This is a genomic window from Streptomyces avicenniae (assembly GCF_000719135.1).
Classification (GTDB): Bacteria; Actinomycetota; Actinomycetes; order Streptomycetales; family Streptomycetaceae; genus Streptomyces; species Streptomyces avicenniae.
In genome coordinates, this window is the sequence record NZ_JOEK01000013.1 from 1 (window position 1) to 20,973 (window position 20,973).

Genomic DNA, 20,973 nt, shown 5'->3' on the forward strand with positions numbered 1-20,973 from the left:
TGAGCGGGCGAGCGCGCCGCCGCCGGACGAGGAGGCGGTACGGGCGGCGACCCGTGACCGTCAGGCCGCCGACGAGGCCCAGGCCGCGGCGCAGGGCCGCGTGGACGAGGCCCGGGGCAACCTGGACGCCGCCCGCGAACTCGCCGCGCAGGCACGGGAGATGCGGGAGGAGGCCGCGCGGGAGGCGGCCCGTGACATCGACGAGGCGTCCGACGCCGGAATCCAGAACCGCAGCTGGTGGCAGAACCTCGTGCGCTGGTTCACCGACGCCTGGGACACCATCGTCGCCATCTGCAAAGTCATCGTCGCCGTCCTCGGCATCATCGCGCTGATCATCGGCGGGCCTCTGGCGCTGATCGTCCTGGCCGCCGCCGTGGTCGTCCTCGCCGACACGCTGGGCAAGTTCGCACGCGGCGAGGCGTCCCTGCTCGACGTGATGTTCGCCGCCCTCGACTGCATCCCCGGCATGCGCGGCCTCACCACCCTCGGCGGCCTCGTCCGCGGCATCCGCAGCCTCGTCACGACGGGCCTGCGCGGCATCACCCAGGGCCTGCGGGGCCTCGGCCAGACCATCCGCCGCCTCTCCCGGGGCGGCGACGACCTGATCTGCCGCACCGACCCCGTGGACATGGCCACCGGCGAGATGGTCATGGACGCCACCGACGTGGAACTCCCGGGCGTCCTCCCCCTGATCCTCGTCCGGCACCACCGCAGCGGCATGCGCCAGGGCCGCTGGTTCGGCCCGTCATGGACCTCGACGCTCGACCAGCGCCTGATCCTGGACGACGGCGGCGCGCGGCTCGTCACGGAGGAGGGCCGCGTCCTCGACTACCCGCGCCCGCTGCCGGGCGAGCCCGTCCTCCCCGTCGAAGGCCCGCGCTGGCCGCTGGAGTGGGACGGCGACCCGGCCACCCCGCTCACCGTCCACCGCCTCGACACCGGCCGCCTCCTGCGGTTCGCGCCCGTGCCGGGCCGCAGGGGCGGCGAACTCCCGCTCGTCGCGCTGGCCGACCGCAACGGCAACACGATCCGCGTCCGCCACGACGCGCACGGCGCCCCCACCGACCTCACCGACGACTGCGGGCACCACGTCGGCGTCACCACGGACGGCCGCCGCGTCACCGCCCTCCACCTGCTGAGCGCCCCCGGCCGCCCGCTCCTCGTGCGCTACGACCACGACGCCGCGGGCAACCTCGCCGCGATCACGAACAGTTCCGGCGCCCCCCTCACCCTCACGTACGACGACCACCACCGCCTCACCTCCTGGCACGACCGCAACGACAACACCTACCGGTACACGTACGACGACTCCGGCCGCTGCACGGCCACTTCAGGCCCCGACGGCATCCTCTCCAGCCGCATCGCCTACGACCCGGCCGCCCACCGCACCCTGTTCACGGACGCCCTCGGCCACACCACCACGTACCAGTTCGACGACTGCTACCAACTCCACGCCGAGACCGACCCGCTCGGCCACACCACCCACCGCACGTGGGACCGCCACGACCGGCTCCTCACCCACACCGACCCCCTCGGCCACACCACCACCTACACGTACGACGCCCACGGCACCCCGACGTCCGTCACCCGCCCGGACGGCCACCGCGTCACCCTCCGCACCGACGCCCGCGGCCTGCCCGTCGAGTTCACCGAAGCCGACGGCACCGTCTGGCGCCGCGCCTACGACGAGCACGGCAACCGCACGGAGACGACCGGCCCGCTCGGCGAGCGCACCACCTACCGCTACGACGGGCGCGGCGCCCTCCTCGCCGTCACCGACGCGGCGGGCGCCGAGACGACCGTGCGCTGCGACGCCGCCGGGCTGCCCGTCGAGGTCACCGGCCCGCTCGGCGCCGTCACCCGCTTCCGCCGCGACGCCTTCGGGCGCCCCGTCGAGATCACCGACCCCCTCGGCGCCGTCACCCGGCTGACCTGGACGCCCGAGGGGCTCCTGTCCCGCCGGGAGTCCCCGCTCGGCGCGGCCCAGACGTGGGAGTGGGACGGCGAGGGCAACTGCGTCGCCCACACGGACGAGACGGGCCGCACCACGCGCTTCACCTACGGCCCCTTCGACCTGATCAAGGCCCTGACCGAACCCGAGGGCGCCCGCTGGGAGTTCGAGCACGACGCGGAGACGCGCCTGACCCGCGTCCGCGGCCCGCACGGCCTGACCTGGGACTACGCCTACGACCAGGCGGGCCACCCCCTCTCCCAGACCGACTGGGACGGCCGCCGCGTCACCTACGAGACGGACGCCGCCGGGCGCCTCGCCGCGCGCGTCAACGCGACGGGCCAGCGCGTCACGTACGGCAGGGACGGCCTCGGCCGCGTCGTCAGCAAGGACTGCGACGGCGCGACCGTCACCTACGCGTACGACCCGGCGGGCCGCCTGCTCGCCGCCGAGGGCGCCGACTCCACCCTCGCCCGCGCCTACGACCCGCTCGGCCACCTGCTGACCGAGACGGTGGACGGCCTGCGCTCCACCCACACCTCCGACCGCCTCGGCCGCCCCCTGACCCGCACCACGCCCAGCGGCCACACCAGCGCCTGGACCTACGACGCGGCCGGGCGGCCCGCGCGGCTCGACACGGCGGGGCGCGTCGTCACGTTCGCCCACGACGCGGCGGGCCGTGAGACGCGCCGCCACCTGCCGTCGTCCGCCACGCTCGCCCGCGACCTCGACCTCGCGGGCGCCCCGACCGGCCTTGAGCTGACGGGCCCCGGGGCCTCCCGGTGGCGGCGCGAGCAGGAGTACCGCCCCGACCAACTCCTCACCGCCCTGCGCGACTCGCGCGGCGACACGGCCTCGTACACCCTCGACCCGGCAGGGCACGTCACCGCCGTCACGGGCCCCGACCGTGCCGAGGGCTACCAGTACGGCACGGCGGACCGCCTCCTGTCCGCCACCCGCTCCGCGCCCGGCGGCACGGGCACCGAGTGGCGCCCCGTCACCCTGCACGGCACGCGCGTGAAGCGCGCCGGGGCCGTCCACTACACGTACGACGCCGCGGGCCGCGTCGTCAGGCGCCGCCGCAAACGCCTCAGCGGGCCCGACGAGACGTGGACCTACACGTGGGACGCCGAGGACCGGCTCACCGCCGTGACCACCCCGGACGGGACGTCCTGGCGCTACGCCTACGACGCCCTCGGCCGCCGCACCGCCAAACGCCGTATGGCGCAGGACGGTTCGGTCGCCGAGGAGACCCGCTTCACCTGGGACGCCACCACCCTGGTCGAGCAGACCACGACGACCGGCGCCGCCCCGGCCACGCTGACCTGGGACCACCTCGGCGACAGCCCGCTCGCCCAGACGGAACGCGCGGGCGCCGACGACACGGACGGCCGGTTCCTCGCCATCGTCACCGACCTCGTCGGCGCCCCCGTCGAGCTGCTGGACGCCGCGGGCGGCAGCGTGTGGCGCGCCCGGCGCACGCTGTGGGGCGCGCCGTACGACGGCGCCGAGCGCCCGCCCGTGCCGCTGCGCTTCCCGGGGCAGTACGCGGACGAGGAGACGGGCTGGTTCCACAACGTCCACCGCCACTACGACCCGGACATCGCCGCGTACACCAGCCCCGACCCCCTCGGCCTGAGCGCCGCCCCCGACTGCTACGGCTACGTGCCGAACCCCACGGCGTGGACCGACCCCCTCGGGCTCGTCGCCTGCAACGTGCGCGCGCTGACCAACCTGCGGAGCCTGTACCACTACACGAACGAGATCGGTCTGCGGGGAATCCTGGAGAGCCGGTCGATGCGGCCCTCGCTGCTCAGCCTCAATCCGAGGGACGCGCGCTACGGCAACGGCCAGTACCTCACCGACATCCTGCCGGGCAGCAGGACGCTCGGGCAGTTGTCCTACGCATTCCTGCGGATTCCTTATGCGGGCCGCCGGTTCACGCATTTCGTGGAGATCGACGTGCAGAATCTGCGCGTGCTCCAATCCATCGAGCGTCCTGACGTCTTCGTGATTCCGAACGAAGATACACTCGATCTCGTGGACCGGATCATCCGCAGCGGGAGGAGCACGTAGGGGTGCGGTACTGGAAGCTCTACTGGCACCACGGTTTCCCCGCCGAGCCGGTCGCGATCTACAGCGAGATCGGCCCGGACGACGGGGAGACGCGCCGGGTGGAGGAGTTCAGGGGCGGCCGTACGGGCTGGGCGGACGAGCGGCGCACGCACGGCGGGGTGTTCCTCGCCGACGTCCCGTTCGGCGACGTCTCCGACGTCTCCGATGCCGAAGAGGGAAACGGCCCTTCCGCATTCACCGTCTTCGTCATCGACCGCGAGGAATTCGACGCGGTGTGGAAAAGGGCGACGGGCGGCGCCGCGTGACGGTCGAGGAAAGGCCGGGTGACCTTTTCTCCGAGGCGGCGCGCATGCGTGCCGACGCCCTCGCGCACGGCGTCAACTGCGCCGGTGCCATGGGCCGCGGAATCGCCGTGGAATTCCGCGACCGCTGGCCCGGGATGTACGAGGAGTACCGCGCCCGCTGCCGCGCCGGCCGCCTCGCGCCGGGTGGCGTCTTCCCCTGGCGCGCGCCGGACGGCCCGCTGATCTACAACCTCGGCACGCAGCAGCACTGGCGCACGCCCGCCCAACTCCCGGACGTGCGCGCCGCCTTCGCCGCCATGGTGGCGCACGCGGACGCGCACGCCGTCCGCCGCGTCGCCCTGCCGCGCGTCGCGGCGGGCCTCGGCGGGCTGCCGTGGGACGAGGTGCTGGCCGCGCTGCGCGCCGAGGCGGACGGCGCGGCCGTCTCCCTCACCGTCGTCACACCCCCTGACCCACCGCCCGCCCCGGCAGCGGCGCCGTGAGCAGCGCGGTGTACGCCTCCTCGGCCAGGTGGTCACCGCTCCGCTGGAGTGGCGGAGGCCAGGCGGATGCGACGCCAAGTGACAACTGCTCGTCGTTCTGGTGAACAAATCCCTTGCCTGCGGGACCGCTTGTGCGCGGCGCGGTCAGTAGACCTGGACGCGCCAGCGGTCGGCCGTGTGCGTCGTCCCGTCGGACAGCAGCGTGATCCGGTCGCCCTCGACAGCCGTCACCCAGCCGTAGACGGTGCCGTCCCCGAGGTCCGCGCGCACGACGTCCTCGACGTCGATGTCGGTGTCCACCGGGCGGACCCAGCGCACGTCGCACGGCACGCAGCGGTACTCGACGTGCGCCCGGCCGTCGCGTTCGACGGGACGGCCTGCCCCCGCGTCGTGGTGCAGCCGCCGCTGGCAGCGCGCGAAGCGGCGCCGGTCCCGCCAGGTCCCCAGGACGGTGCTCGTGGTCATCGTGCTCCTGTCGGGAGATGGCCCGTGTCCGCCTGCCGCACGGGTAGTTCCGTGGGCACGCGCCGTGTTCGCCTCTGGTAGAACACCCGTATGCCGAAGACACCCTTCCGCGCCCATCTGCGCAGCGGCACCGAACGTATCCTCCGCGCGCTGCCGGAGGAGAGCAAGCGGGATCTGTACGTGATCTCGTTCGACATCTGGCGCCAGGACCAGGACTGCCGCCACCCGTTCCTCACCGTCGGCCACAACACCGAGAGCCAGTACGCCCGCGTCCTCGCCACCACGCCCCCCGACGACCCGGCCGAGGCGCGCTGGAACTACGCGTACTGGATCCTCGAAGGCTTCCCGACCCTCGGGAACACCTCGGCCGACCCGCGGGGCCGCGCGCTCTACCTGGAGGAGGTCCGCGAACTGGGCCTGTGGGACGGGTCGGAGGGCCCCATGGACCTCTCCGACCCCCGCCACGAACTGCTCCACGAGCACTTCGCCGACGTCTGCTCCGACCTCGCGCGCGGCCTGCACGCGGACGGCGTGCTCACCTCGGCGCTCGGGCGGCCGGTGCCCGTCGTCCTGTTCGACATGGACTGCCCCGGCTGGGAGGTCGAGGCGACGGAGGCCGCCAACCCGCCGGAGCTGATCGCGGACTTCCTGGCCTTCCAGGGCCCCGGGTGAGCCGGGCCCGTCCCGCCCGTCGCGCCCTTCCCGCCGGTTCTGCTCGTCCCGCTCGAACTCCTCACACGGAGAACGACGCGTACATCCCGTGCCCCTCGCGGGTGGCCGCGTGGGCGATGGTCCGCAACTCGCCGATCACGTCGGCCAGTTCGTTCGGGTCCTCCGGCATCACCCAGTTGTCCGACGCCGCCCAGCGCGCGGCCAGCGGCAGCAGCGCCTCGTCGCTGAGGGACGACAGGACGGTGACGTCCTCCCGGTGCAGCCGCAGCAGCGGCGCCGTGCCCTCCTCAGGCGGCTCGTCGTCGGCGTACCGCGCGACACCTTCCTCCGCGGTGAAGTCCTGGCCGCGCGCCAGCGCGCACAGCTCGCCGAGCAGCACGACGGGATCGACCCACTTCACCTCGGTCTGCGGCACTCCCGTGCTCTCGGTGCCGTTCACGACGCAGGCGGCGGCCTCGTCCGGCGTGGCGGCGAAATAGCGAAAGTACTGCCCCATCCCAACCTCCGGTCTCCCCGGCGCGGCGGTACGGCCCACGCCCGTCTCTCCCGCTTGCCCGGCGAGGGCGTACTTCACCGCATCCCGGAACCGGTTCCGGCGAGGGGCCACTGTCAGTGGCATGGTGCAGGATCGTCGTGTCGGCAGGGGAGCGAGGGGGCGGTGGGCACGATGGCGGTCACGAACGAGCGGGTGACGCAGTACGCGTTCCTGGAAGTGCTCTACGAGGACCCGTACTTCCCGCACCACGTGCTGGACAAGGGGCGGGCCGTCCTGCTGCGGCTGTGCGAGCGTGTCGAGGCCGAGCGCCCGGCTGACCTCGCCGCGCTCTACGCCCTCACGCGGGCCGCGACGGACGAGTTCAACCGGCTTGAGGCCGAGTTCGAGGCGGCGGGCAGCGAGATCGAGACGGTCGCGCGCGAGGAGATATCCGCCGACTTCCAGTTCATCGCCGAGGCGTACGGCTTCCCTGACGCGGACATGGAGACGCTGGTCGCCTCCCGCGACTGGTGACACCACCCGGCCCGCGGCGGGCGCGGATTGGACTTTCGGCAGTGTCGGGCGACCGCCGGTCTCCGTACCGTCGCCTCCGTGGACGAAACGGTGATCGCACGCGGAACGGCCGGCGCGCTGACGGCGGCGGCCCTGACCTGCGCGGGCCTGGGCATGGTGAGCCTGTGGTGGGCCGTCCCCGCCGCCGTCGCCGCGTTCCTGGCCGGACGCGCGCCGGGACGCTCGTGGGCGACGGCGCTCGCACTGGTCGCGCTCGGCTCGGGCGGCGTGGTGGCGCTGTCCGTCGTCCCCGGCTGGCTGCCGCTGGGCAGCCGGTTCGTCGCCGTCGTGGTGGTCGCGACACTGCTCCCGTGGTTCGCGGGCCGCTTCTGGCGGCAGTACCAGGAGCTGGCCCGCGCGGGCTGGGAGCGCGCCGAGCAGCTGCGGCGTGAACAGCGGCTGGTCGCCGAGCGCGCCCGGCTGCGGGAACGGGCGCGCATCGCCCAGGACATGCACGACGTGCTGGGACACGACCTCAGCATGATCGCGCTGTCGGCCGGTGCCCTGAAGCTCGCGCCCGGCCTCGGCGAGCGGCACCGGCGGGCGGCGGCGGACATCAGGGCCAGGGCGGCGGGCGCCGTCGAGCGCCTCGGCGAGGTGATCGGCGTCCTGCGCGAGGACGCCGGGGACGCGTCGGCGCGGCCGTCCGAGCCGGGACTCGCGCGGCTGACCGCCGAGGCGTCCGCGTCGGGACTCGCCGTCGCCCTCCACACCGACGGCGAGGCGGACGGACTGCCCCCGGTGGTCGAACGGGCCGCGCACCGCGTCGTGCAGGAGGCGCTGACCAACGTCGCCAAGCACGCGCCCGGCGCGGAGGCGACCGTGCGCGTGACCCACACACGCGGGGAGACCGAGGTCGTGGTGGAGAACGGCCCGCCGCCGCGGCGCACTCCGCCCGTCCGCCCGCCGCCCGTCCGCCCGCCGACCGGGGGTCACGGTCTCGTCGGGCTCGACGAACGCGTGCGGCTGGCGGGCGGCTCCCTCACGCACGGTCCGCGCGACGGCGGCTTCGCGGTCACGGCGCGCATACCGCACACGCTCCCGTCACCGCTCGCCGCGCCCGCCGCCGTGCCGGAACCACCGGGCGACGCCCCGCTGTCGCCGGAGCACCGCCGGGCCCGTCGCCGCGTCCACCGCGCTCTGGCCGCCACCGTCGTACTGCCCCTGCTGGCAGGCGCGTTGCTGAGCGGCGCGCTCATGGTGTCTCAGACGCTGTCGGCTTCACGGGCGGTCCTGGAGCCGGGCGACTGGGCCCGCCTGCGGGTCGGGCAGGATCGCGACCAGGTGGAGCCGCTGCTGCCGGAGCGCCAGACGGACCACCGACCACGGGACCCCGAACCGGAGGAGCAGGGCACGACGTGCGAGTACTACGCGATGACGGCCGACCGTTTCGACGACCGCTCGGGCGACGCCTACCGGCTGTGCTTCCGGGACGGCACCCTCGTGTCCCTGGACGCCCTCACCCCGTGAGCGCCCCGTGATCCGGGTCCTGGTCGCCGACGACGAGGCGATGATCCGTGCGGGAGTGCGCGCCGTCCTCGCCACCGATCCGGACATCGACGTCGTCGCCGAGGCCGGTGACGGGCGCGAGGCCGTCGAGCTGGTCCTGCGCCACCGCCCGGCGGTGGCCGTGCTCGACATCCGCATGCCGGGGACGAGCGGCATCGAGGCCGCCGCCGAGATCCGCAGGACGGCGCCCGGCACCGGCGTCGTGATGCTGACGACGTTCGGGGAGGACGACTACATCCTCCAGGCGCTCGGCGGCGGCGCGGCGGGCTTCCTGATCAAGTCGGGCGAGCCGGAGGAACTGATCGCGGGCGTCCGCGCGGTGGCCGGGGGCGCCGCCTACCTGTCACCGAAGGTCGCCGCCCGGGTCGTCGCGCACCTCGCGGCGACGGGCGCGGGCGCCGCGGCCGGTCGGCGCGCCGCCGCCCGTGAGCGGGTCGATTCCCTGACGGCCAGGGAACGCGAGGTGCTGGCCTTCCTCGGCAGCGGGCTGTCGAACGGGCAGATCGCCAGGCGGCTGCGCGTGGTGGAGGGCACGGTGAAGGCCCATGTCAGCTCCATCCTGGCTCGCCTGGGAGTGGACAACCGGGCCGCCGCCGCCGTCATGGCGCACGAGGCGGGCATCGTCGCCCCGCCTGAACCGGGGCAGCCGTGAGACCGTCCGGGCGGCAGGGGGCGTGAGCAGGAGCAGCACGAGCGCCGTCGCCGCGCCGCCGAGAACGGCCCCGGCCAGCACGTCGTGCGGGTAGTGCACGCCCACGAGGACGCGCAGCAGCGCCGCCGCACCGGCGAGCGGCAGCGTGACGGCGGCAAGGCGCGGCCACAGCACCGCCAGCCCGACCGCCAGCCCGGCGGCCAGGGTGGCGTGATTGCTGGGGAACGACCAGTCCCCGGGGGCCGGGCACTCCGCGATCACGTCGGCCGCCGGGCGCAGCGCGCGGCACGGCCGCTCCTCGTCCACCACCAGCTTCAGCGCCTCGCTGACGGCGTAGGCCGCCAGGGTGCCGACGCCGGTCAGCACGGTCCCCGCGGCGCCGCGCGCGTCACGGCGGCGGACAGCGGCCCACCACATCCACACCAGCAGCGCGCCCAGGAGGAGCAACGTGCCCTCGGACGCCACCTCCAGCAGCGCGCCGAGCCACGACGGCGCGTCCGCCACCCGTCCGGTCACCGAGCGGTAGACGGACACCGAGGCCCCGCCCCTGACCTCCACCGGACCGTCCTCGCCCAGCCCGCCGGGGGCGAGCCCGACGACCACCCCGACGGCGGCCACCGACACCGCCGCGGCGGCAAGTGACCTGCGGGCCAAGGGCATCTCTCGCTGTTCTCGTTCCATGCGGCCGAACGTAGAAGCGGCAACACCCCCGGAACCCGAGCCGAACGACAACGCCCCGCCCCGACGTTCGTCGGGGTTGACATCGGACCTCTCCGGAGACGGCCCGTCCGTGACCTCCGCATCGCGAAGTCCCGTCCGCACACCGGAAGAGGTGTGCGGACGGGGCACGGCGTCACGTTGTCCCGGGGTTCGCTGGACATCACTCCGTTCGCTGCGCCTCGGAAGGGCTGGCCATCGGAGACTCTCACCATGTGTGACGGGCATCGCGTGCACGTTGAGACGCTGTCCGCCGCGATCGAGGAGAATCAGCCGAGCGAGGGTGCCCTGTACCGGAAGGCGTTCAACGGGCTGAAGGCGGTCGCGGCCTATGGCGCCGAGGCGGAAGTGCTCGTCGTCACGGCCCTTGAGACGTGCAGGAGATCGAAGACCTGACACATCGCACTGCCGAATCGTCTGAGGAGGGAGAGCGGTTCAGGGGCGTTGCGTCACCGCGTCGAGGACGGCGGTGACGCGTGCGGTGAGTTCCGGCGTGGCCAGGAACCGGCCGCCCGGCCCGAGGTGGCCCTCGATCCCCGGCACGGACATGTCCGGCGTCACCACCCGCAGTCCCACCCGCCCCAGCACCGGCCGCACCATCTCCAGCGCGGGAGCGCCGCCCGACGTCCCCGCGCTGTAACTCACCAGCCCCACCGGCTTGTCACGCCACTCGCGGTACAGGTGGTCGATCGCGTTCTTCAGCGGCGCGGTGTAGCCGCCGTTGTACATCGGCATGACGAGGACGAACGCGTCGGCCGCGTCCACCGTCGCGCTCCACGCCCGCGTGCTCGCGTGGACGTACCGTCCCCCGGACGGCAGTTCCGGCTCGTCAAGCAGCGGCAGGCCGACCTCCCGCAGGTCGATCAGCTCGGCCGCCACGCCGGGACGGGTCGCGGCGAGGCCGGTGACCCAGCGGGCCAGGGGCCGCCCGGCCGAGACCTGACGGGTGCTGGCGGAGATGACGTGCAGACGGCGGACCATGGCGGGCCCCTTTCCTTCGGGTCTTCCCTCGGTGGAACACGGATCGCGCGGCGGACACGCCGGTCAGGACGGCACCGCGAGGCGGCGCAGGAAGAGCTGCGTCAGCGGCCCGATGGCCCCGGCGAACAGCACCGTCCCCACCCCGACCGTGCCGCCCAGCAACCAGCCGCCCGCCAGCGCCGCGACCTCGATGCCCGTCCGCGCGACCCGCAGCGAGACGCCCCGCGCCGCCAGCCCGGTCATCAGCCCGTCCCGTGGCCCCGGACCGAGCCCGGCACCGACGTACAGACCGGTCGCCACCGCGTTCAGCACGATCCCGCCCAGCAGCAGCGGCACGCGCACGGACAGCGCGTCGGGCTCGGGCAGCAACGCCAGCGCGCCGTCCGCGACGACCCCGACCACCAGCACGTTCGCCACCGTCCCGACGCCCGGCCGCACCCGCAGCGGTATCCACGCCAGCAGCACCAGCACGCCCATCGCGTTGACCACCCACCCGAACGGCACGCCCGTGCTCCGCGCCACGCCCTGGTGCAGCACGTCCCAGGACGCCACGCCGAGCCCGGCCGACAGCATCATCGCGACGCTGACCCCGAACAGCACCAGCCCCGTGAACAGCCGCTCCACCCGCAGTCCCATCCCGCCGCCCCGCGATAGTTGACGTGTCACCGATGCACCGTAGGGCCGAGATGAGTGACATGTCAATCAGATCCGCGTACGCTGGCGCCGTGACGTCCTCTCCCCGCTGGCTGACCGGTCCTGAGCAGCGCGCCTGGCAGGCGTACCGCCGTATGACACTGCTGCTGAACGCGCGCATCTCCCGCGAACTCGCCGACGACTGCGGCCTGTCCGACCCGGACTACGACGTCCTGTCGAACCTCGGCGAGAGCGCGGAGCGGCGCTGCCGCGTCAACGAGCTGGCCGACCGCATGCTCTGGTCCCGCAGCCGCCTCTCCCACCACCTCACGCGCATGCAGCAGCGCGGGCTCGTGTCCCGCGAGCACTGCGCGGACGACGGACGCGGCGCCGTCGTCGTCCTCACCGACGCGGGGCTGCGCAAGCTGGAGGAGGCCGCCGCCGGGCATGTCGAGGCGGTCCGCCGTCACTTCATCGACCTCCTCACCCCCGAGGAGATCGACGCGTTCGCGGGCATCGGCGAGACCGTCGTCACCCACCTGACCGACGAGGGCGGCGCCCCCGCCTGAGCACGCCGGCCTGAGCACGCCCGCCGCCGCGCCGGGAGGCGTCAGGGAATCGCCTCGATGCGCGCCATGTTCTCCTCGCCCCACGCGCCGAGCGGCCCCATCGCCGCGTTGAGGGACGCCCCGAACTCGGTCAGTGAGTACTCCACCTTGGGCGGCACCTGGTGGAACACCTCGCGATGCACCAGGCCGCTGGCCTCCATCTCCCTCAGCTGAAGGATCAGCATCCGCTCGCTGATGCCGGGCACGGCCCGCCGCAACTCGCCGAAGCGCCGCGTCCCCTCGCCGAGCGAGAAGAGGATCAGCCCCTTCCATTTGCCGCCCATGACGGTGATGGCGGCGTCGAGTCCGCAGATGAAAGTGCGCTTGGCCATCGGCATTCATCCTTACAAAAGTGTGAGTACCGAACAGAATTGTAGGTACTTGATCAAAAGTATGCGCACACCCAGGATGGAACAGGCGCCGCCCGGACGCACCTGTCCGCCGATACGCGGCTGCCCGACCCTCCCCATTTCCCCTGGAGTTGCCGCATGCCCACGCACGACCCCACGCCCGTGACCGTCATCGGCCTCGGCTCCATGGGCCGGGCGCTGGCCGAGGCGTTCGTCGCTGCCGGACACCCCACCACGGTCTGGAACCGCACACCGGCCAAGGCCGCGCCCCTCGTCGCCCAAGGCGCCGTCCACGCCCCGACGCCGCGGGCCGCCGTCGAGGCGAGCCCCCTCGTCCTCACCTGCCTGACCACGTTCCAGGACACCCGCTCCGCCCTCGAACCCGCCGCCGAGGCACTGGCCGGACGCGCCCTCGTCACGCTGAACAGCGGCTCGCCCGCCGGTGCCCGCGCCCTCGCCGCCTGGGCCACCGGCCACGGCGCCCGGTTCCTGGCCGGTGCGGTCAAGAACGTGCCCTCGGCCGTGGGCGCGCCGGACACGCTGCTGTACTACGGCGGCGACCGGACCGTCTTCGACGCGTACGCGCCGACGCTGCGCGTGCTGGGCGGCGACACCGTCCACCTCGGGGACGAGACCGACCTCGCCGCCCTGTACGAGAGCGCCGTGGGCGCCATGCTCCTGCCCGCGCTCGTCGGCTTCTTCCAGGGCGCCGCCGCCGTCCAGGCCCGCGGGCTGGAGGCGGCGAGCATGGTGCGGTACGCGGAGAAGTGGCTGGACATGATCAAGGCCCTGCTGCCCGTCTTCGCCCGCGAGATCGACAGCGGCGACTACACGGACGCCGCCTCCTCCGTGAACCTCTTCCTCGCGGACGCCGACGCGGACCCCGACGAGGACACGGCGGTGGAGACCGCCTGGCTCGCCCCGCTCCACGACCTCGTGAGGCGGGCGGCTGCGGCGGGCCACGGCGAGCACAGCATCTCCGCCCTGACCGAGGTGCTCAGGAAGCCGAGGCAGAGGGCGTGACGCGTGTGAAAGGTGACATGAGCAAGCGCGACGTGTCGGTCATCGGCCTCGGCCCGATGGGACGCGCGATGGCGGGCGCGTTCCTCGACAAGGGATACCGGGTCACCGTCTGGAACCGGACCCCCGGCCGGGCGGACGAGCTGGTGGCGGCGGGAGCCGACCTGGCCGCCACCGTCCCCGACGCGCTCGCCGCGAGCGAACTGGCCGTCCTCAGCCTGACGGACCACCGCGCCATGTACGACGTCCTCGAACCGGCCGGCCACGCGCTGCCCGGCCGGGTCCTCGTCAACCTCGGCTCGGACACGCCCGACAGCGCCCGCGCCGCCGCGCGGTGGGCGGCGGGGCACGGCGCCCGGTACCTCACCGGCGGCGTGCAGGCTTCGCCCCCTGGCATCGGACAGCCCGGGTCCACCACCTTCTACAGCGGCCCCCGGGACGTGTTCGATGCGCACCGCGAGACCCTGGAAGTGCTCACCGGCACGGACTACCGAGGCGAGGACCCCGGACTCGCGGCGCTGTACTACCAGATCGGGATGGACCTGTTCTGGACGACGGTCCTCGGCTGGCTGCACGCCCTCGCCCTCGCCGACGCCCACGGGGTCCGCGCCGAGGACGTCCTCCCGTCCGCGTCGTCCGTGCTCGCCGGGATGCCGGACTTCATGGCCTTCTACACCGGGCGGATCGACGCGGGGGAGTACCCGGGCGACATCGACAGGCTCACCATGGGCGTGGCCAGCGCGGAACACGTGCTGCGGACCGCGCGTGACGCGGGAGTTGACGACGCGCTGCCCGCGGCGGTCGTGGACATCTTCCGGCGGGGCGTGGCGGCGGGGCACGGCGACGAGAGCGCGACCAGCCTGGTCGAGGTCCTGAAGCGGACCACCGCGTAGCCGGGGCGGATCGCGCTCCGCGCCCACCGTCACAGATAGATCTGCCGCTCGCAGGAGGCGCAGCGCCACTCCCCGTCCGCGCCCCGGCCCAGCACGGGATGGGCGCAGGGCCGCGACACCGGGACGTGCGCCGGGATCACCAACGGCGGGGCGTTACGGGACGGGACCCCCGCGCCCGTCCCGTACCGCTCCACCATGAACGCCAGTTCGGCGAGGCACCCGTCGCACGCGTACACGTCCCCCCGGGCGTGCGGCGTGCTGACCGTCCCGAGTCGGAGCACGGAGACGTCCTCGCGGCGGCAGTAGAGCCAACAGCGCCCAAAGGCCCAGGCGTTGCCGTCCCCGAGCCGGGCGATCGTCACCGCAGCGCCTCCGTCAGCTTGCGCGCGGTCTCCGGGTTGCACCTCCCGAGTTCCACCAGCGGCGGGGCCACGCTGCCCAGGAACGTCATCGCGTCGATGCCCAGCGACGGCAGCGTGATGTTGTGTGCGGCGAGCGCGGCCTTCAACTCCTCGATGGCGACGAGCACGTCGAGCCGCCGCGCGTTGTCATCTGTTGACACGGACATCTGTCTCCTCCGAATACTGCTCTGGGTGCCGATCGGCGTACTCAGAGTGTCCCGCGCCGAGTAATCTCGGCCAGGGGTGGAACACAGACGTCTGATCATGTCTAGGAACGGAGTTCCCTTGGCCACGGAGTTGGAGTACGAGGAGAAGCGCGACCCCGCCGTCTCGACACTGGCCTACTTCGGCAAGGAACTGAAGTTGTGCCGCGAACGCGCGCGGATCTCCCAGCAGGACCTGGCCAACGAGGTCCCGTGCCACCACACGCTGATCAACAAGATCGAGACGGCGACACGCATTCCCTCACTGCGTATCGCTCAGGTATGCGATGAAGTCCTGGCCACTGATGGCGCGTTCGAGCGCATGTGGCCCATCGTCATCAAATACGCCTTCCCCAGCTGGTTCCGGCCGTTCGTGGACCTGGAGGAGAAGGCGTCGCTCATCCGCAACTTCCAACTGATCGTCGTTCCAGGGCTCCTCCAGACCGAGGAGTACGCCCGCGCCGTCCTGGCGAGCGGACGGCCTGAGAACCTGGAGGATGTCGTGGCCGCCCGGATGCGTCGCCAGCACATCCTGCATCGGATTCACCGCCCGCGACTGTGGGTCATCATGGAAGAGGCCGCCCTGTCGCGCCCGGTCGGGAGCCGGGACGTCATGTACCGGCAGGTTCGACACCTGATCCAAGCCGCTGAGGAACCGCGCACCGTCGTCCAGGTCATCCCGCGCAAGATTGCCACCCATGCGGGAATCGCTGGTCCGTTCTCCTTGCTGAGCTTCGAGGACAAGTCACCCCACATCCTTTATTCGGACGGCTTTCCGCAGGGCAGCATTCACGCGCTCTCAGAGGATGTTGCCATCGCCGAGTGGGCCTACGATCTACTGAGGGCCGATGCTCTCCCACCCGTCGAATCCATCGAGCTGATGGACAGGATCGCGAAGGAACTGTACGCATGAACGGCAGCACCTCCACCCCCCACTCTGAGTGGCGCCGGAGTTCGTACTCGTCGAACAACGGCGGCGACTGCGTGGAAGTCGCCCGTGTGGTGGTAGGTGTGGTGTCAGTTCGGGACAGCAAGGCTGTGACAGGTCCGGTGCTGGAGATCTCCCCTGGAGCCTGGACCGGCTTCATCCGTTCCGCGAAGTGAGGTCGAGGTGACCGCAATGCAGGCGAAGCAGCCCGCTTGGCGCAAGAGTTCGTACTCCGGCAACACCGGCGGTAACTGCGTCGAGGTCGCGGGCGGGGTGCCCGGGGTTGTTCCGGTGCGGGACAGCAAGGTGGCCGAGGGGCCCGTGCTGGCGTTCCCGGTCACCGCGTGGCGGGCGTTCGTCACCGCCGGGGTGCGCTGACCCCCTCCTGCGGCTGGAGGACTTCCTGGGCTCGCGGCGCGCCGACGCCCTGCCGGACTACACGCTCACCCGGGAGCGCGCGCGGATACTTCCGGGCGGGCGGCTGAGGGAGTACGACGTCGCCGTACGCCGTGGAGCGTGACGGATGGCCTGTGGGGGCAGATCGAGCCGCTGCCGTCACACACGGAACGCCGGTTCCGGCACCCGGGCCGCAAGCCGTTGTCAGCGGCGGAAGTTCTTGAGGCCGGATTCAGCCGAGTGTCGCACCCGCTCCGACGGGTCGCGACTCGCGGTCACAAGCATCCGCCGCACAACCCCGAGCTGTCGGCCGGACATGTCGTCTCCCCCGCTCAGGCCGCCCCGCCACAGGATATTGCCCAGGTCCCGCGCCACATGATCGCGCACGAACTCGTCCGGCGTATGCAACGCGCGCTCATAAGCGTCGAACACCAGGTCCGGTCCACCGAGGCTGTCCAACGCATCCGCGATACCGTCCGACATGCTCACATCCATGTCACCGGCGACCGTATCCCAGCGGTAAGCCCGCCGATCGGTCAGAAGCGCGCTGATCACCTCCGCGGCCCGCGGATCGCCGATATCGGCGAGCGCAGCCATCAAGAACGAAGGTTCGCCGAAGAACGACGTGTACTCGTCTGCCACACTGCGGTGGAGCCGCTGACACAGCGGCTCCACCGCGCGGGCGTCCTTGGTCTCTCCCAGCAGCTTCGCCGCCTCGCACCGGACACTCTCCGACGGGGCCTCCAACTGGTCGCACAGGGCAGGAACAGCGTCGGGAACCCCGAGTTCGACGAGCATCCTCATCGCCGCGGTTCTCGCCTCCTCGTCCGCGTCCCTGTCCCGCAGCATGGCGAGCAGCGGACCGGGAGGATTGTCACGCACGAACCGGCGCCGCGTTTCTGCCTCGTATTCCTCGTGCCGCTGCCAGCAGCGTTCACAGACGCGTCGGCGGTACGACCACTCGCCTACCCGTCGGTACACCGCGACAGACGTGCGTGGAAGCTCATGCCGGACCCTGGCCCCCGCGGCCTTGAACCGCCGATTGCACACCTCGCAGTGGTCCGCACCCGACTTCCGAAGCATGCCTCCACCATAGTGACAGCCACACCGCGGCGTCTCGATTCCTCGGATCCACCCGGTTCAGGGGTGACCCCTGCCGGGCGCGCGCCGACGCCGACCCGGACGAGGACCTGGCCGCACGCGTGCTGCGGCTGGCCGTCCCGAGGGGCGCGGCCACGCCGTACTTCACCCATCTTCCGCTGATCAGCTCGGAGAAGAGCGCCAGGGAACCGGTACGCCACGGCCGCCCCGTCCACAACCAGGCGTGAGCGAAGCGGAGTTGCAAACGGCGCGCCCCTCTCTGGCATGCTGCTGACAAAGGGGGGATGACCGATGGACACCATGGAACCGGCGGAGGACCGATGAGGGCGCGGCGCAAGGACGCCCCGGTGACCCTCGTCCACCCGTCCGGCGAGCAACGCATCCGCGTGCTCGCCGAGCGCGAGATCGCCGCCCTGGCCGCGGCGCTCCCGCCCACGCCGCCGGACGCCGGGCCCGACCCGGCGCCGGGCGGCCCGGCCGAATGCCTCCGCCTCGCACGGGGGTTGAACGCGGCGATCGACTCCGGCGCGTTCTCACACTCCGTGAGCGCACGCGTCAGCCGCAGGATCGCGGCCGTCGTCCTCGCACGGGCCGGACAGGCGGCGCTGGCCCCCGGCGGGCCGCCCGCCGACACGCTGTACTTCTGCGTCCTCGATCCCCTGCACGGCCTCCTCACCGTCCCCGATCCGCCCCCACGGGGCCCAAGGCGCCGCGAGCGCACCGAGGTGCTGTGCGACGCATGCCGGGAACGGGTGACGGCCCGGCCGCCCGACGACTTCTGGAGCGAGGCGCTGCACACGACCCAGATGCACCGGCCGCCGCTGCCCTACCACGGCGGCGCCCCGTTCAGCGCGCCCGAGCACGGCGTGGCCCGCGTCCTGAAGGACGCGAGGACCCTGGTCGCGGTGGACGAGGAGTTCGGCTCCCGCTGACCGGCACGGGGGAATGTCGGGCGTGCCTCCGCGTAAACGCCGCCCGCTGCGGCGAAGGTTCCAGCGATGGAACACACCAGACGCCGATTCCTCGGCACGGCCGCCGCCCTCGGCCTGTTCGGCGCCGGACTCAGCACCGCGCGCGCCTGGGCCGCCCCCCGTTTCGCCGCCCACCCCTTCGGCCTCGGCGTCGCCTCGGGCGACCCGCTGCCCGGGGGCGTCGTCCTGTGGACGCGTCTCGCCCCGGAACCGCTGGCCCTCGACGGACGCGGCGGCATGCCGGACGCCCGGGTCTCCGTGTCCTGGCAGGTCGCCGAGGACGAACGGTTCACGCGCGTCGTCCAGCAGGGCACCGCGCAGGCCGTGCCGGAACTGGCCCACTCCGTGCACGCCGAGGTCCTCGGCCTGGAGGCGGGCCGCGACTACTTCTACCGCTTCCGCGTGGACGGCAGCGGGGACATCAGCCCCGTGGGCCGCACGCGCACCGCGCCCGACCCCGGCACGACCGGCGGCGCCGTCTCGTTCGCCTTCGCGTCCTGCCAGTGCTGGTACGAGGGCTTCTACACGGCCTACCGGCACCTGGCCGCCGAGGACCTCGACTTCGTCGTCCACCTCGGCGACTACCTCTACGAGTACGGCGTCGGCGCGAACGGCGGCGTGCGCGGCATGACGCTCGACGCGTCCTTCCAGCACGAGACGTACTCCCTCACCGACTACCGCAACCGCCACGCGCTCTACCGCCTCGACCCCGACCTCCAGGCCGCGCACCACGCCTTCCCGTGGATCCTCACCTGGGACGACCACGAGGTGGAGAACAACTGGGCGGGCGACATCGCGCAGATCGACAAGGACGGCTTCCCCGACGACGACCCCACCAGCTTCCGCGCCCGCAAGGCGGCGGCCTTCCAGGCGTACTACGAACACCTGCCGCTGCGACTCCCGCAGAAGCCCAGCGGCTCGTCCGCGCAGCTCTACCGCCGCCTCGGCTTCGGCGGCCTCCTCGACCTGCACGTCCTCGACACCCGCTCGTACCGCGACGACCAGGCGTGCGGCGACGGCACCAAGCCCGGCTGCGACACCGAACGCGCCGACCCGTCCCGCAGCATGCTCGGCGCCGGGCAGGAACGCTGGCTCCTCGACGGCCTGGAGGCGTCGGGCGCGCGCTGGAACGTCCTCGCCAACCAGACGCTCGTGGCCCAGGTGGACCACGACCCCGACCCCGAGGTCGTCTCGTCCGGGCTCGACATGTGGGACGGCTACACCGCCGCCCGCGACCGGCTCCTCGGCGGCATCGACCGGCGGGGCGTACGCAACCCCGTCGTCCTCACCGGCGACATCCACCGCAGCGTCGTCGCCGACCTGAAGCTGGACTTCGACGACCCCGCGTCCCCGGTGGTCGCCACCGAGTTCGCCGGTACGTCGATCAGCTCCGGCGGCGACGGCACGGCCATGGACACCTTCGGCTTCGACTGGATGGCCCCCGGCGTCAACCCGCACCTGAAGTGGCACAACTCGCAGCGCGGCTACACCGTCTGCCGCGCCGACGCGGCGGAGTTCAGGGCCGAATACCGGGTGGTGCCGTACGTCAGCAGCACCGGCGCGGGCATCACGACGCCCGCCCGCTTCGTCGTCGAGGACGGACGGCCAGGCGCGCAGCAGGCGTGAACGCCGCCAGGGGTCCCGGCCCGGCGGCCGGGACCCCGCACCGCTCAGCCGCCCAGGAACTCCGCCGTGACGCCCGGCAGCCGCGCCGGGTCGGCGAGCACGTGGACGGCGGCGATCCGGCCGCCGGAGACCGTGAACACCATGACGGACACGGGCCGTCCCCGGTGCACGACCACCACGGCGGGCGCGCCGTCCACCAGCGCCAGGCGGCCCGCTGCGGCGAGCCGGTTGAACAGGACGGCCCGCCCGGCGACGTCCCGCGCGCCGCTGACGACGGTCCCGCGCCCCGCCGCGTCGTCCGACCGCAGCACGACGTCGGGCGCCAGCACGGCGACCAGCCCGTCCAGGTCCCCGTCCCGCGCGGCGGCGAAGAACGCGTTGACGACCGCGCGCCGCCGCGCCGGATCGGGATCGGCCACCGGCGTCCCCTCCCGCACCCGGCGGCGCGCCCGGCTCGCCGCCTGCCGCGCGGCGGCGGGCGACCGCTCCAGCAGCGCCGCGATCACGTCGAACGGCACGCCGAACATGTCGTGCAGCACGAACGCGACCCGCTCCCCGGGCTCCAGCGTCTCCAGCACGACCATCATCGCCAGCCCCACCGCGTCGGCCAGTTCCGCCGCCTCCTGCGGATCGCCGCTCTCCGGCGCGCCGATCAGCGGATCGGGCAGCCGGACGTCCAGCGGGTCCTCGCGGCGCCGCTCCCGCGCGCGCAGCACGTTCAGGCACACCCGGCCCACCACGGTCGTCAGCCAGGCCGCGAGATTCCGCACCTCGGCCGCGTCCACCCGCCCGAGCCGCAGCCACGTCTCCTGCACGGCGTCGTCGGCCTCGCTCAGCGAGCCGAGCATCCGGTAGGCGACCGACCGCAGACGCGGACGTTCCGCCTCGAAACGGACAGCGAGCGCCGCGGAGTCGTCCACCGTGTCACACATCCCTCCTCGCCAGGTGTCGTAACGGTAGACCCCGGGGCGACCGCCCCCGGGCA

The 20,973-nt window shown here is 73.0% G+C and carries 26 protein-coding genes and 2 pseudogenes; 18 read left to right on the top strand and 10 right to left on the bottom strand.

The window, feature by feature from the left end:
- From IF27_RS22040 to IF27_RS22050, 3 genes are all read left to right on the top strand, one after another.
- On the top strand, nt 1-4,027 hold a 4,027-nt coding region (locus IF27_RS22040; protein WP_052851450.1), incomplete at its 5' end, for an HYD1 signature containing ADP-ribosyltransferase family protein.
- Between the two features lie 2 nt (nt 4,028-4,029).
- A complete protein-coding gene (locus IF27_RS22045; RefSeq protein ID WP_052851451.1) occupies nt 4,030-4,332 on the top strand; it encodes a DUF6881 domain-containing protein in 303 nt (100 codons plus the stop codon).
- A 44-nt stretch (nt 4,333-4,376) separates the two neighbouring features.
- On the top strand, nt 4,377-4,814 hold the full coding sequence (locus IF27_RS22050) for a macro domain-containing protein (RefSeq protein ID WP_190233070.1): 438 nt from the start codon (nt 4,377-4,379) through the stop codon (nt 4,812-4,814).
- A gap of 144 nt (nt 4,815-4,958) precedes the next feature.
- Here the strand turns inward: IF27_RS22050 and IF27_RS31630 are convergent, their stop codons facing one another.
- Complete coding sequence (locus tag IF27_RS31630) at nt 4,959-5,279, bottom strand: hypothetical protein (RefSeq protein ID WP_052851453.1); 321 nt, start codon at nt 5,277-5,279, stop codon at nt 4,959-4,961.
- A gap of 90 nt (nt 5,280-5,369) precedes the next feature.
- Between IF27_RS31630 and IF27_RS31635 the strand changes: the two genes are divergently transcribed.
- Nucleotides 5,370-5,951, top strand: a complete 582-nt coding sequence (locus IF27_RS31635) for a hypothetical protein (RefSeq protein ID WP_223291158.1) — start codon at nt 5,370-5,372, stop codon at nt 5,949-5,951.
- 61 nt (nt 5,952-6,012) lie between these two features.
- Here IF27_RS31635 and IF27_RS22065 read toward each other — a convergent pair whose 3' ends face one another.
- A complete protein-coding gene (locus tag IF27_RS22065; RefSeq protein ID WP_052851454.1) occupies nt 6,013-6,447 on the bottom strand; it encodes a hypothetical protein in 435 nt (144 codons plus the stop codon).
- 171 nt (nt 6,448-6,618) lie between these two features.
- Here IF27_RS22065 and IF27_RS22070 point away from each other — a divergent pair, with 171 nt between their 5' ends.
- The 3 genes from IF27_RS22070 (at nt 6,619) to IF27_RS22080 (ending at nt 9,160) form a co-directional block, all read left to right on the top strand.
- Nucleotides 6,619-6,960: a DUF5713 family protein gene (locus IF27_RS22070; protein ID WP_052851615.1), complete on the top strand. Its 342-nt coding sequence runs from the start codon at nt 6,619-6,621 to the stop codon at nt 6,958-6,960.
- A 78-nt stretch (nt 6,961-7,038) separates the two neighbouring features.
- Nucleotides 7,039-8,469, top strand: a complete 1,431-nt coding sequence (locus tag IF27_RS22075) for a sensor histidine kinase (RefSeq protein ID WP_223291159.1) — start codon at nt 7,039-7,041, stop codon at nt 8,467-8,469.
- 7 nt (nt 8,470-8,476) lie between these two features.
- Complete coding sequence (locus tag IF27_RS22080) at nt 8,477-9,160, top strand: response regulator transcription factor (RefSeq protein WP_052851455.1); 684 nt, start codon at nt 8,477-8,479, stop codon at nt 9,158-9,160.
- A 9-nt stretch (nt 9,161-9,169) separates the two neighbouring features.
- Here the strand turns inward: IF27_RS22080 and IF27_RS31975 are convergent.
- Nucleotides 9,170-9,841: pseudogene (locus IF27_RS31975) on the bottom strand (phosphatase PAP2 family protein); the annotation flags it as partial.
- Between the two features lie 249 nt (nt 9,842-10,090).
- Here IF27_RS31975 and IF27_RS22085 point away from each other — a divergent pair.
- Nucleotides 10,091-10,273: a hypothetical protein gene (locus IF27_RS22085; RefSeq protein ID WP_190233071.1), complete on the top strand. Its 183-nt coding sequence runs from the start codon at nt 10,091-10,093 to the stop codon at nt 10,271-10,273.
- A 39-nt stretch (nt 10,274-10,312) separates the two neighbouring features.
- Here the strand turns inward: IF27_RS22085 and IF27_RS22090 are convergent, their stop codons facing one another.
- Together IF27_RS22090 and yczE are read right to left on the bottom strand one after the other, a co-directional pair.
- On the bottom strand, nt 10,313-10,858 hold the full coding sequence (locus IF27_RS22090; RefSeq protein ID WP_052851457.1) for an NADPH-dependent FMN reductase: 546 nt from the start codon (nt 10,856-10,858) through the stop codon (nt 10,313-10,315).
- Between the two features lie 63 nt (nt 10,859-10,921).
- Nucleotides 10,922-11,524 carry a membrane protein YczE gene (yczE, locus tag IF27_RS22095; protein WP_420822041.1) on the bottom strand — a complete coding sequence of 201 codons (603 nt, stop codon included), beginning with the start codon at nt 11,522-11,524 and terminating at the stop codon, nt 10,922-10,924.
- A 59-nt stretch (nt 11,525-11,583) separates the two neighbouring features.
- On the opposite strand from yczE, the gene IF27_RS22100 reads away from it, so the two are divergent.
- Nucleotides 11,584-12,060, top strand: coding sequence for a MarR family winged helix-turn-helix transcriptional regulator (locus tag IF27_RS22100; RefSeq protein ID WP_223291160.1), 477 nt, complete (start codon nt 11,584-11,586; stop codon nt 12,058-12,060).
- Between the two features lie 41 nt (nt 12,061-12,101).
- Here the strand turns inward: IF27_RS22100 and IF27_RS22105 are convergent, their stop codons facing one another.
- Nucleotides 12,102-12,431: a winged helix-turn-helix transcriptional regulator gene (locus IF27_RS22105; RefSeq protein ID WP_052851460.1), complete on the bottom strand. Its 330-nt coding sequence runs from the start codon at nt 12,429-12,431 to the stop codon at nt 12,102-12,104.
- 156 nt (nt 12,432-12,587) lie between these two features.
- Between IF27_RS22105 and IF27_RS22110 the strand changes: the two genes are divergently transcribed.
- Nucleotides 12,588-13,472, top strand: a complete 885-nt coding sequence (locus tag IF27_RS22110; protein ID WP_052851461.1) for an NAD(P)-dependent oxidoreductase — start codon at nt 12,588-12,590, stop codon at nt 13,470-13,472.
- Nucleotides 13,473-13,477: 5 nt separating this feature from the next.
- Nucleotides 13,478-14,362, top strand: a complete 885-nt coding sequence (locus IF27_RS22115) for an NAD(P)-dependent oxidoreductase (RefSeq protein WP_338058220.1) — start codon at nt 13,478-13,480, stop codon at nt 14,360-14,362.
- A gap of 29 nt (nt 14,363-14,391) precedes the next feature.
- Here IF27_RS22115 and IF27_RS22120 read toward each other — a convergent pair whose 3' ends face one another.
- On the bottom strand, nt 14,392-14,724 hold the full coding sequence (locus IF27_RS22120) for a hypothetical protein (RefSeq protein ID WP_052851463.1): 333 nt from the start codon (nt 14,722-14,724) through the stop codon (nt 14,392-14,394).
- Complete coding sequence (locus IF27_RS22125) at nt 14,721-14,924, bottom strand: hypothetical protein (RefSeq protein WP_223291161.1); 204 nt, start codon at nt 14,922-14,924, stop codon at nt 14,721-14,723. The genes IF27_RS22120 and IF27_RS22125 overlap by 4 nt, the downstream gene beginning before the upstream one ends.
- A gap of 124 nt (nt 14,925-15,048) precedes the next feature.
- Here IF27_RS22125 and IF27_RS22130 point away from each other — a divergent pair, with 124 nt between their 5' ends.
- The 4 genes and pseudogenes from IF27_RS22130 to IF27_RS32085 all read left to right on the top strand — a co-directional run.
- Nucleotides 15,049-15,879: a helix-turn-helix domain-containing protein gene (locus IF27_RS22130; RefSeq protein ID WP_223291162.1), complete on the top strand. Its 831-nt coding sequence runs from the start codon at nt 15,049-15,051 to the stop codon at nt 15,877-15,879.
- Nucleotides 15,876-16,070 carry a DUF397 domain-containing protein gene (locus IF27_RS30495; protein ID WP_110946139.1) on the top strand — a complete coding sequence of 65 codons (195 nt, stop codon included), beginning with the start codon at nt 15,876-15,878 and terminating at the stop codon, nt 16,068-16,070. Before IF27_RS22130 ends, IF27_RS30495 begins: the two co-directional genes overlap by 4 nt.
- Nucleotides 16,071-16,086: 16 nt before the next feature.
- On the top strand, nt 16,087-16,272 hold the full coding sequence (locus IF27_RS22135) for a DUF397 domain-containing protein (protein ID WP_052851466.1): 186 nt from the start codon (nt 16,087-16,089) through the stop codon (nt 16,270-16,272).
- Between the two features lie 138 nt (nt 16,273-16,410).
- A pseudogene (locus tag IF27_RS32085) lies at nt 16,411-16,512 on the top strand (IS5/IS1182 family transposase); the annotation flags it as partial.
- On the opposite strand, the gene IF27_RS22140 reads toward IF27_RS32085, so the two are convergent.
- Nucleotides 16,495-17,373 carry a HEAT repeat domain-containing protein gene (locus IF27_RS22140; protein WP_110946140.1) on the bottom strand — a complete coding sequence of 293 codons (879 nt, stop codon included), beginning with the start codon at nt 17,371-17,373 and terminating at the stop codon, nt 16,495-16,497. The pseudogene IF27_RS32085 and the gene IF27_RS22140 sit on opposite strands and share 18 nt — an antisense overlap.
- A 119-nt stretch (nt 17,374-17,492) precedes the next feature.
- On the opposite strand from IF27_RS22140, the gene IF27_RS31855 reads away from it, so the two are divergent.
- The 3 genes from IF27_RS31855 to IF27_RS22150 all read left to right on the top strand — a co-directional run bounded on the left by IF27_RS31855 (nt 17,493) and on the right by IF27_RS22150 (nt 19,988).
- Nucleotides 17,493-17,618, top strand: coding sequence for a hypothetical protein (locus tag IF27_RS31855; protein WP_263053851.1), 126 nt, complete (start codon nt 17,493-17,495; stop codon nt 17,616-17,618).
- Nucleotides 17,619-17,738: 120 nt separating this feature from the next.
- Nucleotides 17,739-18,323 carry a hypothetical protein gene (locus tag IF27_RS22145; RefSeq protein ID WP_190233072.1) on the top strand — a complete coding sequence of 195 codons (585 nt, stop codon included), beginning with the start codon at nt 17,739-17,741 and terminating at the stop codon, nt 18,321-18,323.
- Nucleotides 18,324-18,389: 66 nt separating this feature from the next.
- Entirely contained in the window at nt 18,390-19,988 is a 1,599-nt protein-coding gene (locus IF27_RS22150; RefSeq protein ID WP_052851469.1) for an alkaline phosphatase D family protein, read from the top strand.
- 44 nt (nt 19,989-20,032) lie between these two features.
- On the opposite strand, the gene IF27_RS22155 is transcribed toward IF27_RS22150, so the two are convergent.
- Complete coding sequence (locus IF27_RS22155; RefSeq protein ID WP_052851470.1) at nt 20,033-20,920, bottom strand: sigma-70 family RNA polymerase sigma factor; 888 nt, start codon at nt 20,918-20,920, stop codon at nt 20,033-20,035.
- Between the last annotated feature and the right edge of the window lie 53 nt (nt 20,921-20,973).

Excerpts from the sequence above, each read along its gene's own strand:
- IF27_RS22050 (WP_190233070.1), top strand. The coding sequence starts at position 4,377 with ATGCGTGCCGACGCCCTCGCGCACGGCGTCAACTGCGCCGGTGCCATG.
- IF27_RS31630 (WP_052851453.1), bottom strand. The coding sequence starts at position 5,279 with ATGACCACGAGCACCGTCCTGGGGACCTGGCGGGACCGGCGCCGCTTC.
- IF27_RS31635 (WP_223291158.1), top strand. The coding sequence starts at position 5,370 with ATGCCGAAGACACCCTTCCGCGCCCATCTGCGCAGCGGCACCGAACGT.
- IF27_RS22065 (WP_052851454.1), bottom strand. The coding sequence starts at position 6,447 with ATGGGGCAGTACTTTCGCTATTTCGCCGCCACGCCGGACGAGGCCGCC.
- IF27_RS22070 (WP_052851615.1), top strand. The coding sequence starts at position 6,619 with ATGGCGGTCACGAACGAGCGGGTGACGCAGTACGCGTTCCTGGAAGTG.
- IF27_RS22085 (WP_190233071.1), top strand. The coding sequence starts at position 10,091 with ATGTGTGACGGGCATCGCGTGCACGTTGAGACGCTGTCCGCCGCGATC.
- IF27_RS22090 (WP_052851457.1), bottom strand. The coding sequence starts at position 10,858 with ATGGTCCGCCGTCTGCACGTCATCTCCGCCAGCACCCGTCAGGTCTCG.
- IF27_RS22105 (WP_052851460.1), bottom strand. The coding sequence starts at position 12,431 with ATGGCCAAGCGCACTTTCATCTGCGGACTCGACGCCGCCATCACCGTC.
- IF27_RS22110 (WP_052851461.1), top strand. The coding sequence starts at position 12,588 with ATGCCCACGCACGACCCCACGCCCGTGACCGTCATCGGCCTCGGCTCC.
- IF27_RS30495 (WP_110946139.1), top strand. The coding sequence starts at position 15,876 with ATGAACGGCAGCACCTCCACCCCCCACTCTGAGTGGCGCCGGAGTTCG.
- IF27_RS22135 (WP_052851466.1), top strand. The coding sequence starts at position 16,087 with ATGCAGGCGAAGCAGCCCGCTTGGCGCAAGAGTTCGTACTCCGGCAAC.
- IF27_RS22140 (WP_110946140.1), bottom strand. The coding sequence starts at position 17,373 with ATGCTTCGGAAGTCGGGTGCGGACCACTGCGAGGTGTGCAATCGGCGG.
- IF27_RS22150 (WP_052851469.1), top strand. The coding sequence starts at position 18,390 with ATGGAACACACCAGACGCCGATTCCTCGGCACGGCCGCCGCCCTCGGC.
- IF27_RS22155 (WP_052851470.1), bottom strand. The coding sequence starts at position 20,920 with ATGTGTGACACGGTGGACGACTCCGCGGCGCTCGCTGTCCGTTTCGAG.